The sequence below is a fragment of the Streptomyces sp. NPDC050704 genome (assembly GCF_040654355.1).
In the GTDB taxonomy this organism is placed as follows: Bacteria; Actinomycetota; Actinomycetes; order Streptomycetales; family Streptomycetaceae; genus Streptomyces.
Map to the genome: position 1 here is coordinate 53,291 of NZ_JBFAHW010000018.1, position 14,073 is coordinate 67,363.

The following is a 14,073-nucleotide window of genomic DNA, read 5'->3' on the forward strand; positions in this document are numbered from 1 at the left end:
ACTGCCCGCCGTCCCGTTCCCGGCGCGGCTTCGCCCCGTGACCCGGTCGACCACGCCCGCATCGGCCGGCGCGTGGTGCGGCGCCGCGCGAAGGGCACGGACGCGGGCGCCGTCACGGCGGCCTTCGAGGACGCCCGGTTCGACGCCCGGCAGGACTCGCGGCACGAGCACCTGGCCGACGACGAACGCGGCCGGGCGGAGCTCGCGGAATGGGAGCGCCTCGACCAGCTGCTCGGGCTTTCCCGGTCTCGCGGCACATCGAGTTGGACCGGGCCGACCTCGGTCACCACGGTCTTCGCCCTGGTGCCGTTGCGGGTGTTGCCCGAGGTTGTCTTCTCGTGTTTCTCGTGGCTCAGGTGATCGGTGATCTCGCCTTCGAGGGCGGACTCGAGGAGCCGCTTCGTCAGCTGCTGCAACAGCCCGCCCTCGCCGGTCAGTTTGATCCCGTCGGCCTTCGCCCGGTCCACCAGCTGACTGATCAACTGGTCGTCCAAGCCATCCGGCTTCAGCCCCGCCGGCTGAACTTCCTCCACGGCCTCAGCCGACACGGTCACGTCTGTCGTCAGGTGTCACTCCACTTTCAAGATCCACCGTTGACCGGGCCCTGTCTCGCTTTCGGTGGTGACGGAGAGTCGTGAGGGTCGTTGACATCCACGTGAAAGATGTCAACGAGCTTGTGCAGACGGTCTTTTCGGGCCTGTCCCCGCTGGTCGTCGAGGATGTGGTCGACGAAGGTGAGCGGATAGTGGTGCGGGCACGGACTCCGCGGGACACTGCGCTCTGCCCGGTGTGCGGGGCCCCGTCGGAACGCGTGCACGGCTATCACTGGCGGACAGTCGCGGACGTGCCGGTCGATGAACGACGGGTGGTAGTACGTGTGCGGGTGCGGCGTCTGGTGTGTCCCACGCGCGGCTGTCGCCACACCTTCCGCGAACAGGTGCCCGGCGTCCTGGACCGGTACCAGCGGCGGACGACCCGCCTGACCAGGCAAGTCAAAGCCGTGGTCAAGGAGTTGGCGGGCCGGGCCGGGGCACGTCTGCTGGCGATATTGGCGGTGAGCCTGTCGCGTCACACGGCCCTGCGCGCCCTGCTGCGGATCCCGTTGCCCACCGGGCGGGCGCCCCGTGTGATCGGCGTCGACGACTTTGCACTGCGCCGGCGGCACCGCTACGCCACCGTGATCATCGATACCGAGACTCACGAGCGGATCGACGTGCTGCCCGACCGCACGGCCGACACCCTGGAGGCGTGGCTGCGCGAGCAACCGGGCATCGAGATCGTGTGCCGTGACGGCTCGGCGACCTATGCTGAGGCGATCCGGCGCGCCCTGCCCGACGCGGTGCAGGTCGCGGACCGGTGGCATGTGTGGCACAACCTGTGCGAGGCCGCGCTGAGCGAGGTCAAGGCGCACAGCGCCTGTTGGGCCACCGTGCTGGACGCGCCCATCTACGACGGACCCCGCGCCCAGACCACCCTGGAACGCTGGCACCAGGTCCACGGGCTGCTCGACCAGGGCGTCGGCCTGCTCGAATGCGCCCGCCGTCTCCAGCTGGCCCTGAACACCGTCAAACGCTACGCCCGCGCCGATCGGCCCGAGCGCATGCTCCGCGTCCCCAAGTACCGCGCCAGCCTCGTCGACCCCTACCGCGAGCACCTGCGCAAACGCCGAGCCGATGACCCCGGCATCCCCGTCAAGCACCTCTTCGAAGAGATCAAAGCCCTCGGCTTCACGGGCTGCCTGAACCTTCTGCACAAGTACATCAACCAGGGCCGCGCGGACGCCGACCGCAGCCACATCTCCCCGCGCAGGCTCGCCCGGATGCTGCTGACCAGGCCCGACAACCTCAAGGCCGAGCAACACGAGCTCCTGGCAAAGCTCACCACCGCCTGCCCCGAGATGACCCAACTGGCCGCCGGTATCAGGGACTTCGCCCCACTCCTTACGCCGCACGCCGACAACGCCGATGCGCTTACGCGCTGGATCGCCCAAGTCCGAGCAGCCGACCTGCCCCATCTACATGCCTTCACCCGAGGCCTGGACCGGGACGTCGACGCCGTGATCGCCGGGCTCACGCTTCCGTACAGCAACGGCCCCACCGAGGGTGTCAACGCCAAGACCAAGCGAATCGCACGCCAGATGCACGGACGAGCAGGCTTCACCCTGCTTCGCCACCGCATCCTCCTCGGATAGCAGCACGCTCCGTCACCACCGAAAGCTAGACAGGGCCGTTAAATTGACACACCCGGCAACGGGGTCATCGAAACCTTCTACAACCCGCGGCGACGGCGGAAACATCCGGGCCGGGGCTACCTCACCCCGCTGGAGATCAGACAGCGACACGACCAAGGACACGCCCTCGCGGCGTAAGCATCGAGTGTCCAGCATCACGCGAAACTTCACGCGGGTCACGAAGGCGCTGATGTGCTGGTGCCTGAGTTCGCTCAGCTTGAGGCTGCCGAAGGCGGGGCGAGATCGTTGTGCACGTAGTCCCGGTAGCGGGCCATGGTCGTCGGCTTGAGCACCAGCGCCTTGGCCGTCAGCCAGGTGTTCAGGTAGTCGGCGACGGTCTGGTTCGGGTCGGCGCTGAAGCCGCCGGCCTCGCCCTCCAGGAACGTCCGCAGTGCGACATCCGCAGCATCGTGGCTGGTGAAGCCGCCTCGCCGGACGGTGGTCCGGCGGCGGTCTGAGGCGGGAACGTCAACGGCGGAGGTCCATGTCCCGTGGTGAGTGTCGGTGAGCACGCGGGGCAGTGCGCTCCAGGCTGGCGGCGGTGGTCGGTGTATCGGCTGCCGCACCTGCGGTAGACGCGGCCGCAGTCGGCTGTGGTACGCATGAAGATCGCTGCCGACACCTCCAGTCTCGTGCAGCCATATGCGGCCACCACGCCCGTCACACTTGCCTTGGTCAGCGCGTTTCCATTGGCAGGGCGCGTCAGGGGCGGAGGCGCGGAAACGGTGGAGTTGCGGGTCATCGGGTACTTCGACATGCTTCCGTCACTTCCTGCTCCGACGCGCAGCGCGGGCCCCGGATCGCCGGGCGTGACCGCACCCGAGCGGTATGAGCCGATCTTCGTGGTCGAGCCCGTCGGGAGGGTCTCGCCGCCGGGCCGCAGCCAGTACCGTGAGGCGTGAGGAGAGCTGGTCCGGGCTGAACCTCGTGCGCGTGAGTCGGTCGGAGGAAGTCATGAGCGGGGATGGGCGCGGGGGCCCCGAGCAGCATCTGCCCAAGTTGCGCCTGGACGAGCTGCTGGGTGAGCTCCAGGTGCGCATCGACGCCGTGCGCGGCACCCGGGACAGGCTGCACAGCCTGCTGGAGGCGGTGCTCTCGGTGGGGCGGGAGCTGGATCTCCCGCAGGTGCTGCGGAGCATCGTCGAGGCGGCCGTGGTGCTGGTCGACGCCGAGTACGGGGCGCTGGGCGTGATCGGCGACGATCAGAAGCTGTCCGAGTTCCTGACCGTCGGCATCGGCGACGAACAGCGGGCGGAGATCGGCGATCTGCCCAGTGGGCACGGGATCCTGGGGGAGCTGATCCGGCACCCGGAACCGCTGCGGTTGCCCGAGCTCTCGGAGCACGCGGCCTCGTACGGCTTTCCGGCGAACCACCCGCCCATGCACTCCTTTCTCGGCGTGCCCATCCGGGTGCGCGACGAGGTGTTCGGGAACCTTTACCTCACCGAGAAGCGCAGCGCCAAGGAGTTCGACGCGGAGGACGAGGCGGTTCTGTCGACCTTGGCGGTGGCCGCGGGCGTCGCCATCGAGAACGCGCGGCTGTACGAGGGGGCCATGCGCCGGGAGCGCTGGATCCTGGCGAGTGGAGAGGTCACGAGCACCCTCCTGACGGGGGCGCCGAGCGCCGAAGTATTGGAACTGATCGTCCGGAAGGCACGCGAGATCGCGTCAGCGGATGTGGGAATGATCGCCGAGCGGGCGCCGGGCGAGGACACGCTGCGGCCGATGCTCGCGGTCGGTCTGGGCGCCGAACACCGCAACGGGCTGGTGCTGTCCGGGCAGGACGGACTCGTCGAGGCCGCGTTGAGCACGGCGGAACCCGTGGTCAGTGTCGACATCCAGCGGGAGTCCCGTACCCGGCCGGGCGAACCGCAGTGGGCCGGGCTCGGGTCCGTGGTGGTGGTGCCGCTCGGTACCAGCGGCAAGCCGCGTGGCGTGCTGCTCCTGGGGCGGGCGGCGGGGCGTACCGCGTTCGGCGGTGTGGACACGGAGCCGCTGCTCGGTTTCGCCGGGCAGGCGGCGCTGGCGCTGGAGCTCGCCGAACGGCGGCGGGACGCGGAACAGATCGCGCTGCTCCAGGACCGCGATCGCATCGCCCGTGACCTGCACGATCTCGCGATTCAGCGGCTGTTCGCGGCCGGTATGACGCTGCAGAGCACTCAGCGCTTCGTGGAGCACCCCGAGGCCATGGAGCGGCTGTCGCGGACGGTCGACGATCTCGACGACACCATCAAGATCATTCGGTCCACCATCTTCGGACTGCGCACCCACGGGGGAGGCACGCGTGAGGACAGCGGTCTGCGGGGCCGGGTGTTCGAGGCGGTGAAGGACTCGGCTACGTCGTTCGGGTTCTCTCCCGCGCTGCGGATCGAGGGGCTCGTCGACACCGAGGTTCCGGGCGATGTCGCGGATCACGCGGTCGCGGTGCTGGGCGAGGCACTCAGCAACGCGGCCCGGCACTCCGGAGCCCGGTCCGTGGACGTCGGACTCCGCAGCGCCGACGCCGAGTTGACGCTCACCGTGACGGACGACGGTTGTGGGCTGCCGAGCGGTGTTGAGCGCAGCGGGCTGAAGAACATGGAGGAGCGGGCCGTCGGGCTCGGCGGAACGCTGACGCTCGGCGAACGTCCGGAGGGTGGCGGCACCCGGCTGGTGTGGCGGGTGCCCGTACGGCGGGGCGCCGGATCAGCCGGGAAGTGAGGGAGCGCCAGCCTCTAGCACCTGGGAGGCGGTGCGGCGCGGTGAGGGGGAACCCTCGGGGCCGTATCCCAGCCGGATCACCATCTGGGCGTGGCCGCGCCGGTCCTCCGGTGACAGCAGGCGTTCGCGAAGGTCGGGCCACTCCAGGGCCTGGTGCAGCAGGGAAGCCCGTATGCCGTGAGCCGTGGCCACCAGCAGGACGCGTTCGAGCGCCTGCCCGGCTCGCAGCCAGTCGGCACGGCGATCGTGCGCGGTGGACAGTACGGCGATGAGCGGCCGCTGCTCGAAGGGGCGGGCGGGCAGGTGGTCCGGGTGCCGGTGGGCTCCGAAGTCCCGCATGGGGATCCGGTCACGGAAATCCTGGGGTCCGAGCGTCTCCGGCGGCATGCCCAGGGCTCCGTTGCCGACCTCGTGCACCCAGCGACGGCTCTCCATGGCCCGCTCCGCATCCTTCGTGTTGCGATGCTCCGCCTCCCAGGTGGTCCGGAGCAGCCGGTCGGTGCCGTGCGGCGTGGGACGAGTCAGCGTGGCTCCCTCGGCATGGGCAGCCTCGGCGAGTTCGGCCGTCACAGCGGTGGGCAGTGGTCGCTCCGAGAAGGGCAGGCGGCTGCTGTGCCGACGCCACAGTGCCCCGTACAGGGGTGGACCGGGTGTGCCGGGGCGGGCGGTGCCGGCGAGCCGCACGGTGGCGAGCAGATCGGGCTCGTCCGGCCGCGGGAGCAGCCGCGTCACGGGCCCCCAGCCGAAGTGCGCGACGGCCACCCGCAGGTTCAGCAGCGCGCACCCCGCCGAGAGGTGCAGGGCACGCCCGGTGGGGTCGATGTGCCGCAGACCGCGTTCCGCCACCGCCCGGATCTCCAGCGTCACGGTGTCCGGGTCGAGCCGGAAGCGCCAGGGCTGCGTGTTGTGGATCGAGGGCGCGGCCACGGCAGCCGAGATCAGCGTCTCCAGGGTCGGGACGTCGAGAGTCGTGGAAGACATGGGGTCCTCCTCCCTGCCTCGCGGCGACTGGTCGGCGGTGCGTTCGATGACCGGTTCAGCGTGGCGCGCCCCGGCGGCGGGGGAGGAGGGGCCGTACGGCCCCGGAGACGGTCCAGGAGGACCTATCGGGCGGGCCGGTCGGTGGGCTCGTGCGGTTCGAGGTGGGTGGCCAGGACCGCCGCCTGGACGCGGCGCTGGACACCGAGCTTGGCCAGCAGCCGGGAGATGTGGTTCTTCACCGTCTTCTCCGACAGATAGAGCTTCTTGCCGATCTCCCGGTTGGTGAGTCCGTCCCCGATCAGCGCGAGGATGTCCCGCTCACGCGGCGACAGGCTCGCCAGCTCGGGTGCCACGGCCGGTTCCTCGGCGGGGTCCGCGCGCAGCGAGCGCATCAGCCGGGCGGTCGTCGTGGGATCCAGCATCGACTGGCCCGAGGCGACGGTGCGCACCGCGTCGACGAGGTCGGAGCCCTTGATCTGCTTGAGCACGTATCCGGCCGCTCCGGCCATGATCGCGTCGAGGAGGGCCTCCTCGTCGTCGAACGACGTCAGCATCAGACAGGCCAGCTCCGGCATCTGACTGCGCAGCTCACGGCAGACGCTGATCCCGTCGCCGTCCGGCAGCCGTACGTCGAGCACGGCCACGTGCGGGCGCAGGGCCGGACCGCGCACGAGCGCGTGTGCGACGCTGTCCGCGTCGCCGATCACGGAGATGTCCGGTTCGGCGTCCAGGAGGTCGGTGATACCGCGTCGTACGACCTCGTGGTCGTCGACCAGGAAGACCCGGATCGGGTCCTGCTCGGTGAAGGTACGTGCCTCCGTCATGACGACCCCTCGTTGCGTGATGGACTGCTGACCACTGGCCGGCTGTGATGACGATCATCGCCGTCCGGGCCCCGCCGCACTAGGGCCGACCGGCCCCACTCAGGCCGGCGCCCCACCCCGGTCGGCCCGCCTGTCGCGGACCAGCGGCCCCTCCCGACGGCGGGTACGGGATGCCACCTTTTCGACAGTACTCGTACCCGTGGTACCCGTGAGGGGGTGTGACCGATGCGGAAGACCGAACGCACGAAGGTCCGAGGCCGGCGTCGGCGGCGCAATCCGCTCCGGCGGCACAGCGATGTCGTGGAGGCGCGGATCGTGCTGGGCGCGTGGGCGCTGGCGGTGGTCGGGGGAACCGCCGCGGGTGTCATCGGTGCCACCGCCATGGAGGACACCGATGAGCGACAACGGGCGCAACTGCGGCCCGTCTCCGCGGTGGTGGCCGATGCGCCTGGCGGCACCCACGACCTGGCCACCGGCGCGGCGTACAGCCGTGTGCTGGCCGATGTCCGGTGGACCGACTCAAACGGGACCGTCCGCACGGACGAGACGAAGGTGAAGCCGGACGTCACGGCCGGCGCGACGGTCCAGGTGTGGGCGGACCGGCACGACAACCTCGTGTCCGCGCCCTTCAGCCCGGCGGAGGGAACGACCCGGGCCGTGCTGGCGGGCACGGGAGCGGCCGTCGTCGGGGGTTCGGTCGTTCTGATGGGCGGGTTCCTGACGCGGAGGCGGGTGGAGTGCCGGGCCACGGAGCGATGGGGCGAGGAGTGGGACCGGGTCGGGCCGCGATGGGCGCGCAGGACCGGTTGACGTCCCGACCCCGAGAAGAGCTGTCCTGAGGGGTGCAGGTACGGGGGTGGGAGCCAGTACCGGCGCCGGGCCCGCGTGTTCCGTTGGAGGACGGACACGCGGGCCCCTTTTGTGTGAACTTCATAAGATTTGTGCGAGTTTCATGCGAGCGACTCGCGGGCGCGCGTCAGGTCTGACGAGCCGGACCCGAGAGGTCGAACTCCACGTCCACCACGCCCTCGACGGCACGGATGAGGCGCGCGGCCGCGGGGACCAGGGAGGTGTCCCGGATGCGTCCGGTGAGCGTCACCACGCCGTCGCGGACCGCGACCCGGACGGGAAGCAGGGGCGCGGGGAAGAGGTACGACACCACCTCCCGGCGTACCTCCTCGGCGAGCTCCTCGTCGGCCCGCAGGAACACCTTGAGCAGGTCGGCGCGGCTGACGATGCCCTCCAGCCTGCCGTGGCCGTCGACTACGGGGAGCCGCTTGACCCTGGCGTGCGCCATCGCCCGTGCGGCCTGGGCGAGAGTGGTGTCCGGGCGCACGGTCAGGGCCGGCGCGGTCATCAGTTCCCCGGCGGTCACCGCGCCGGCCTTGGCCAGATCAGAGAGGCGCCGCAGTTGGGTGTACCGGTCCGGGTCGCTGTCCCGGAACTCCTCCTTGGGCAGCAGGTCCGCCTCGGAGACGACTCCGACCACCCGGCTCTCGCCCTCCAGGACGGGCAGCGCACTGACCCGCCACTCCTGCATCATCCGCACGATCTCCTTGAAGTTCGCCCCGCGGCCGACGGCGGCGACAGTGTGGGTCATCACATCGCTCACGATGTGCGGGGTGCCGTGCATGGTGACTCCTTCGCCGGTCGGGTCCGAGGGGGTGGTCACAGCGGATCGCCGCTGCCGTACGGGGCGTACAGATCCAGTAGCCGGGTCCGCGCCGACCGCAGCCGGTGGGCGAGGACGTCGCCCACCCACTGAGCCATCGTCAGTCCCAGCGCGGGATCGTCCTGGCACAGCGCCCGCACCGTCGTGGCGTCGAACTCGTAGGCACGTACCGGGGTGGTCGTCTCGGCGCCCAGATGCCAGACGTGCGGCGAGAACAGCCAGGACCAGCCGACGAGTTCGTTGTGTCCGAGGGTCTCGATGACGGCCGCCCGGCGGCCGGGCACCCGCATGTCGAGGGCCACGGTGCCGGTACGGACGACCCAGAACCGGTCCGCGCGGGCGCCCTCTTCGAAGAGACGGGTTCCCTGGGGGAACGACACCTCCCGGGCGATACGCATCAGCCGTTCACGGTGCTCGACGGGCAGCGCGCGCAGCATGCTGGAGGTGGCGGAAGTGTTCATGGCCCTGCTTCTTCCTGGTAGTACCTGGAGTACTCGGACGGCTGTACGGGTTGTCTGAGTGCGACGGCGCCGGGCCGCACGGAGTACGGACCTACCGATTCCAGCGTGTTCCGGCGGGCCGGCTCTCACCAGGGGCCACCCGGCCCAGAGTCCGGGTCGTACGGCACGGACCGGCGGTGCCCGGAACTACTGTGATTCACGTAGCCCGCCACGTTGTCGCGCCCGCACTCCGCGGGCTCAGAACGACACTCCGGCCTCAGCACGCAATGGCCACCGGGGTGGGGCCGAAGGGTCTTTCGGAAGGGCCTGGACGGCCCCTGCCCAAGGACCCCTCCCCGCAGCAGGATCGGTACGAGGACACGGACACACTCAGGAGGTGCGGATCATGCTTCGACACGTCGCCGCGGGGATCGACGGCTCGCCCGAGAGCCTCGCCGCTGCGCACTGGGCGGCCCGGGACGCTCTTCGGCGTGGCGCCGCGCTGCGCCTGGTGCACGCCTGGGAGTGGCATCCGCGTCCCGCCGCGTCCGTGCCGATGGGCATGTCAGAGCGTGACTGGGCGGGGAGGAACCTGGTTCGGGCGTCGAGCGGCGTCCGAGCCGCTCACCCCGGGCTGAGCATCATCGAGGAGCCGGTGCAGGGCTCGCCGGTCACCGCGTTGCTTGCGGCCGCCGAGCGTGCCGAACTGCTGGTCGTCGGCTCCCGTGGCCTCAGCGGTGTCGCGGGCTTCCTGGTCGGTTCCGTGTCTCAGCGGGTCGTCGCCAGGTCGACGCGTCCCGTGGTGCTCGTACGGGCGGGCGAGAGCTCCGCGGACGAGCACTTCTCGGCTCCGGGCGGGGTTTCTCCGGACGAGATCCCCGATACCCCGTACCGCGACATCGTCCTCGGGCTCGACACCAGCCGGCCCTGTGACGAACTCATCGAGTTCGCCTTCGAGTCGGCCCGGCTCCGCGGTGCGTCTCTGCGGGTCCTCCACGCCTTCACCGCCCTGCCGGCTCATGTGGCCGCCGACCGGCTCGCTCCGCAGCCCGGCCCGGGATTGCTCGCCGAGCAGGAACACGCCGTGGTCGCCACCCTGCGCCCGTGGTGCGAGAAGTTCCCCGGGGTAGCCGTCACCGAGACGGTCGTCGAAGGGCGTGCGGCCGACGAGTTGGTGCGCGCCGCTTCCGGAGCGGCCCTTGCCGTCGTGGGACGGCGGACCCGGGAATCGCGTCTCGGTACGCACATCGGTTCCGTCGCGCACGCGGTGCTGCATCACGCCGAGTGCCCGGTCGCGGTAGTCCCGCATGCGTGAAACGGCGTCGCACCGACCTCGCGAACCGGGCTGTGAACGGCACGTCCGCCGCCGCCCGGGCACCATCGACCGGACAAGGAGGGACGGACATGACCACCCGTCAGGTAACAGTCGGTGTGGACGGCTCACTCATCGCCGTACGGGCGCTGGACCGGGCCGCCGACGAGGCGGTACTGCGCGGCACCGCTCTGGAGATCGTCTACGCCGTGCCCGACATCGACGAGGCCGGACCGATCCTGGCCTCAGCGGTGCTGCGCGTCCGCGGCCGCCAACCCGGCCTGCCGGTCACGGCCCGGGCGGCCCGGGGCGGACCGGTGCAGGTGTTGTCGCGCCACGGGCGGGACGCGGCGCTCACCGTGGTCGGCACCCGCGGCCTCGGCGGCTTCGCCGGCCTGCTGTTCGGTTCCGTGAGCCTGCGCCTGGCCGCGCACGCGCACAGCCCGCTGCTCGTCGTACGAGGCGACCACCGACCGTCTGCCCATGGCGAGGTACTGCTGCTCGGGGCGGAGAGCGAAGCCGGGGCGGACGCGGCCGCGTACGCCTTCGAAGAGGCGGAACGCCGAGGCACCGGCCTGCGCATCCTGCGAACCGGGAGACCTCGGCACCTGATGCCCGAGCAGTCGGCCCCGGTGCCCGCGCACCGGGAAGAGAGCAGTCCCGCATGGCAGGCCGGAACCGAACACGCGGCGCCTCGCTTCGCGGTTGCCGGGCTGCGGGAGAAGTACTCCGGGGTCGGAGTGGAGGCGCGCGCGGTCCGCTCGGGTCCGGCGCACGCCTTGCTGGAGGCCACCCGTGAGGCCGCCGTCGTGGTCGTCGGTGCCCACCGCCGCCCGAACCGGCTCGGCCCACAACTGAGCCCGGTCGCCCATGCCCTGCTGCATCACTCCCACTGCCCGGTGGTGATCGTGCCCACGGGGCAGGACAGTGCGAGCACGGGCTGAGCAACTGCACGCCGCAGCAGTCCGCGGCGCCGAGGGCCCTGAGCCGGCGGCAGCCCCCGTCGTGGACTGCCGCACGCCTCCGGCCCCACGTGGTAAGCAGCGGGTTCGACTTCCGGACCGTCCGTGAGAGCCGCCGCCCGGACCGGCAGACAGGGCCGGATCGAGCGTCGGTAGGGGCCGACCGGCCCTGTCGACGGTCCGTCGGGCGGCCGAGGGTGGAAGGCAGTACGCACCGGCACGTGACTTCGACCCGGAAGGGAACCCACCATGCGTGACGTCCGACAGCAGGCGCCCGCCCCGATCACGGACGACGAACTGCGGGCCCTGGACGCCCACTGGCGTGCCGCGAACTACCTGGCCGTCGGCCAGATCTACCTCATGTCCAACCCGCTGCTGACCGGACCGCTGCGCCCGGAGCACATCAAGCCGCGACTGCTCGGCCACTGGGGCACGTCCCCGGGACTGAACCTGGTGCACACCCACCTCAACCGCGTCATCAAGGCCCGCGGCCAGGACGCCCTGTGCATCTGGGGACCCGGCCACGGCGGGCCCGCCGTGCTGGCCAACTCCTGGCTGGAGGGCAGCTACAGCGAGACCTATCCGGACGTGAGCCGGGACGAGACGGGCATGGCGAGGCTCTTCCGGCAGTTCTCCTTCCCCGGCGGAGTGCCCAGCCATGTCGCGCCCGAGACGCCCGGCTCCATCCACGAGGGCGGCGAACTCGGCTACTCCCTCTCGCACGCCTACGGGGCCGCCCTGGACAACCCGGACCTGCTGGTCGCCTGCGTGATCGGCGACGGCGAGGCCGAAACCGGGCCACTGGCCGCCTCCTGGCACTCGAACAAGTTCCTCGACCCAGTGCACGACGGGGCGGTGCTGCCGATCCTGCACCTGAACGGCTACAAGATCGCCAATCCGACGGTGCTGGCCCGGCTGCCCGAGTCCGAGCTCGACGACCTGCTGCGGGGCTACGGCCACGCCCCGATCCACGTCATCGGCGACGACCCGATGACCGTGCACCGCGCCATGGCCGCCGCCATGGACGACGCCCTGGACCGGATCGAGCTCATCCAGCGCACCGCCCGCGAGGAAGGTGTGACAGAGCGCCCCCACTGGCCGGTGATCGTGCTGCGCACCCCGAAGGGCTGGACCGGGCCCGCCGAGGTCGACGGCCTGCCCGTGGAGGGCACGTGGCGCGCCCATCAGGTTCCGCTGTCCGCGGTCCGCGACAACCCCGAGCACCTGCGACAGCTGGAGGCGTGGCTGCGCTCGTACCGGCCCGAAGAACTCTTCGACGAGCACGGCCGCCCTCGCGAGCAGGTACTGGCCTGCGTCCCCGAGGGCACCCGGCGCCTGGGCGCCACCACGCACGCCAACGGCGGGCTGCTGCTGCGCGAACTGCCCCTCCCGGAGCTGAACCGGTACGCCGTCCCGGTCGACAAGCCCGGCGCGACCCTGCACGAGCCCACCCGAGTCCTCGGTGATCTGCTGGAACGTGTCATGCACGACACCAGCGGCCGCCGCGACTTCCGGATCGTCGGCCCCGACGAGACCGCCTCCAACCGGCTCCAGGCGGTCTACGACGCCAGCGGCAAGGCCTGGCAGGCCCAGACCCTGACCGTCGACGAGCACCTGGACCGGCACGGCCGGGTGATGGAAATCCTCTCCGAACACACCTGCCAGGGCTGGCTGGAGGGCTACCTGCTGACCGGCCGGCACGGGCTGTTCTCCTGCTACGAGGCCTTCGTCCACATCGTCGACTCCATGGTCAACCAGCACATCAAGTGGCTGCGCACCACCCGCCGGCTGGCCTGGCGCGCCCCCATCGCCTCCCTCAACTACCTGTTGACCTCGCACGTCTGGCGGCAGGACCACAACGGGTTCTCGCACCAGGACCCCGGATTCGTCGACCACGTACTCAACAAGAGCCCCGAGGTCGTACGGGTCTATCTGCCGCCGGACGCCAACACCCTGCTGTCCGTGGCGGATCACGTACTGCGCAGCCGCGACTACGTCAACGTCGTGGTGGCCGGCAAGCAGCCGTGCTTCGACTGGCTCACCATGGACCAGGCACGGGCCCACTGCGCCCGGGGCGCCGGGATCTGGGAGTGGGCCGGCACGGAGAACGGCGAACGGGAGCCGGACGTGGTACTCGCCGCCGCGGGCGATGTCCCGACCCTGGAGGTGCTGGCCGCCGCGCAGCTGCTCCGCGCACATCTGCCGGACCTGGCAGTGCGGGTCGTGAACGTCGTCGACCTGGCCCGGCTGCTGCCCCAGGAGGAACACCCGCACGGCATGCCGAGTCCTGAGTACGACGCGCTGTTCACCCGCGACAAGCCGGTGATCTTCGCCTATCACGGCTACCCCTGGCTGATCCACCGCCTCGCCTACCGGCGCACCGGTCACGCCAACCTCCACGTCCGCGGCTACAAGGAGATCGGCACCACGACCACGCCCTTCGACATGGTCGTCCGCAACGATCTCGACCGCTACCGCCTGGTCATGGACGTCATCGACCGCGTCCCGGGACTGGCCGTACGTGCCGCCCCCGTACGGCAGTTGATGGAGGACACCCGGCTGCGCCACCACGACTGGATCCGTGAACACGGCACCGACCTGCCTGAGGTCGCCGACTGGACCTGGAGCGGCTGACCGGGCTCGGACCGCCCGTCCCGAGGCGCCGCCGCGACGATGTGGCGGCGCCCTCTTACGTGATGCCGGGACCAACGGTCCCCACCACGCACCGCCGGCCGGAGTGAGCCTCCCGTCACCCCCCGTGCGCCCCCCGGCGACACCACGATCGAGTTCGCGTTCGATGCCGCCTCCCGCAGTGCGGCGAACCTGCGCGTGGTCCACGGATGGTGGGTGTCGGCAGACGGTCACCGCCTGTTCGGACTGTTCCGACGGAGGACAGGTTTGGCCGTTGTGTGACCAGTAAGGAACATGTCGGAGTCGCCATGGCCGAAGTGC

12 protein-coding genes and 1 pseudogene are annotated in these 14,073 nt (G+C 70.8%); 7 read left to right on the forward strand and 6 right to left on the reverse strand.

All coding sequences use genetic code 11. The features are described from left to right. Positions 1-239: 239 nt before the first annotated feature. A pseudogene (locus AB0I18_RS13070) lies at positions 240-509 on the reverse strand (transposase); the annotation flags it as partial. A gap of 140 nt (positions 510-649) precedes the next feature. Here AB0I18_RS13070 and AB0I18_RS13075 point away from each other — a divergent pair. Next, positions 650-2,191: an ISL3 family transposase gene (locus tag AB0I18_RS13075; RefSeq protein ID WP_363105558.1), complete on the forward strand. Its 1,542-nt coding sequence runs from the start codon at positions 650-652 to the stop codon at positions 2,189-2,191. Positions 2,192-2,442: 251 nt separating this feature from the next. Here the strand turns inward: AB0I18_RS13075 and AB0I18_RS13080 are convergent, their stop codons facing one another. Then, the gene (locus tag AB0I18_RS13080; protein WP_363105509.1) at positions 2,443-2,742 is read right to left on the reverse strand and encodes a hypothetical protein; all 300 of its coding nucleotides are present in this window, start codon (positions 2,740-2,742) and stop codon (positions 2,443-2,445) included. A 90-nt stretch (positions 2,743-2,832) separates the two neighbouring features. Between AB0I18_RS13080 and AB0I18_RS13085 the strand changes: the two genes are divergently transcribed. Together AB0I18_RS13085 and AB0I18_RS13090 are read left to right on the forward strand one after the other, a co-directional pair. After that, a complete protein-coding gene (locus AB0I18_RS13085; RefSeq protein WP_363105510.1) occupies positions 2,833-3,132 on the forward strand; it encodes a hypothetical protein in 300 nt (99 codons plus the stop codon). A 52-nt stretch (positions 3,133-3,184) separates the two neighbouring features. After that, on the forward strand, positions 3,185-4,930 hold the full coding sequence (locus AB0I18_RS13090) for a GAF domain-containing protein (RefSeq protein ID WP_363105511.1): 1,746 nt from the start codon (positions 3,185-3,187) through the stop codon (positions 4,928-4,930). Here AB0I18_RS13090 and AB0I18_RS13095 read toward each other — a convergent pair. Next, positions 4,916-5,911: a nitroreductase family protein gene (locus tag AB0I18_RS13095; RefSeq protein WP_363105512.1), complete on the reverse strand. Its 996-nt coding sequence runs from the start codon at positions 5,909-5,911 to the stop codon at positions 4,916-4,918. The two genes, AB0I18_RS13090 and AB0I18_RS13095, sit on opposite strands and share 15 nt — an antisense overlap. Positions 5,912-6,033: 122 nt before the next feature. Beyond that, complete coding sequence (locus tag AB0I18_RS13100; RefSeq protein WP_363105513.1) at positions 6,034-6,735, reverse strand: response regulator transcription factor; 702 nt, start codon at positions 6,733-6,735, stop codon at positions 6,034-6,036. A gap of 225 nt (positions 6,736-6,960) precedes the next feature. Between AB0I18_RS13100 and AB0I18_RS13105 the strand changes: the two genes are divergently transcribed. Further along, positions 6,961-7,545: a hypothetical protein gene (locus AB0I18_RS13105; protein ID WP_363105514.1), complete on the forward strand. Its 585-nt coding sequence runs from the start codon at positions 6,961-6,963 to the stop codon at positions 7,543-7,545. Positions 7,546-7,711: 166 nt separating this feature from the next. On the opposite strand, the gene AB0I18_RS13110 is transcribed toward AB0I18_RS13105, so the two are convergent. Then, positions 7,712-8,368 (reverse strand): CBS domain-containing protein, encoded by a 657-nt coding sequence (locus tag AB0I18_RS13110; protein ID WP_363105515.1) that lies wholly within the window; start codon positions 8,366-8,368, stop codon positions 7,712-7,714. A 35-nt stretch (positions 8,369-8,403) separates the two neighbouring features. Next, the gene (locus AB0I18_RS13115) at positions 8,404-8,868 is read right to left on the reverse strand and encodes a cyclic nucleotide-binding domain-containing protein (protein WP_363105516.1); all 465 of its coding nucleotides are present in this window, start codon (positions 8,866-8,868) and stop codon (positions 8,404-8,406) included. A 385-nt stretch (positions 8,869-9,253) separates the two neighbouring features. On the opposite strand from AB0I18_RS13115, the gene AB0I18_RS13120 reads away from it, so the two are divergent. From AB0I18_RS13120 to AB0I18_RS13130, 3 genes are all read left to right on the forward strand, one after another. Beyond that, entirely contained in the window at positions 9,254-10,162 is a 909-nt protein-coding gene (locus tag AB0I18_RS13120) for a universal stress protein (protein ID WP_363105517.1), read from the forward strand. A gap of 89 nt (positions 10,163-10,251) precedes the next feature. Further along, positions 10,252-11,103, forward strand: a complete 852-nt coding sequence (locus AB0I18_RS13125) for a universal stress protein (RefSeq protein ID WP_363105518.1) — start codon at positions 10,252-10,254, stop codon at positions 11,101-11,103. A gap of 267 nt (positions 11,104-11,370) precedes the next feature. Continuing rightward, positions 11,371-13,755 (forward strand): phosphoketolase family protein, encoded by a 2,385-nt coding sequence (locus AB0I18_RS13130; protein WP_363105519.1) that lies wholly within the window; start codon positions 11,371-11,373, stop codon positions 13,753-13,755. Positions 13,756-14,073: the final 318 nt, after the last annotated feature.

What these genes read in the sequence shown, in the direction of transcription:
- AB0I18_RS13085 (WP_363105510.1), top strand. Translation starts at nt 2,833, where the DNA reads ATGAAGATCGCTGCCGACACCTCCAGTCTCGTGCAGCCATATGCGGCC.
- AB0I18_RS13090 (WP_363105511.1), top strand. Translation starts at nt 3,185, where the DNA reads ATGAGCGGGGATGGGCGCGGGGGCCCCGAGCAGCATCTGCCCAAGTTG.
- AB0I18_RS13095 (WP_363105512.1), bottom strand. Translation starts at nt 5,911, where the DNA reads ATGTCTTCCACGACTCTCGACGTCCCGACCCTGGAGACGCTGATCTCG.
- AB0I18_RS13100 (WP_363105513.1), bottom strand. Translation starts at nt 6,735, where the DNA reads ATGACGGAGGCACGTACCTTCACCGAGCAGGACCCGATCCGGGTCTTC.
- AB0I18_RS13105 (WP_363105514.1), top strand. Translation starts at nt 6,961, where the DNA reads ATGCGGAAGACCGAACGCACGAAGGTCCGAGGCCGGCGTCGGCGGCGC.
- AB0I18_RS13110 (WP_363105515.1), bottom strand. Translation starts at nt 8,368, where the DNA reads ATGCACGGCACCCCGCACATCGTGAGCGATGTGATGACCCACACTGTC.
- AB0I18_RS13115 (WP_363105516.1), bottom strand. Translation starts at nt 8,868, where the DNA reads ATGAACACTTCCGCCACCTCCAGCATGCTGCGCGCGCTGCCCGTCGAG.
- AB0I18_RS13120 (WP_363105517.1), top strand. Translation starts at nt 9,254, where the DNA reads ATGCTTCGACACGTCGCCGCGGGGATCGACGGCTCGCCCGAGAGCCTC.
- AB0I18_RS13125 (WP_363105518.1), top strand. Translation starts at nt 10,252, where the DNA reads ATGACCACCCGTCAGGTAACAGTCGGTGTGGACGGCTCACTCATCGCC.
- AB0I18_RS13130 (WP_363105519.1), top strand. Translation starts at nt 11,371, where the DNA reads ATGCGTGACGTCCGACAGCAGGCGCCCGCCCCGATCACGGACGACGAA.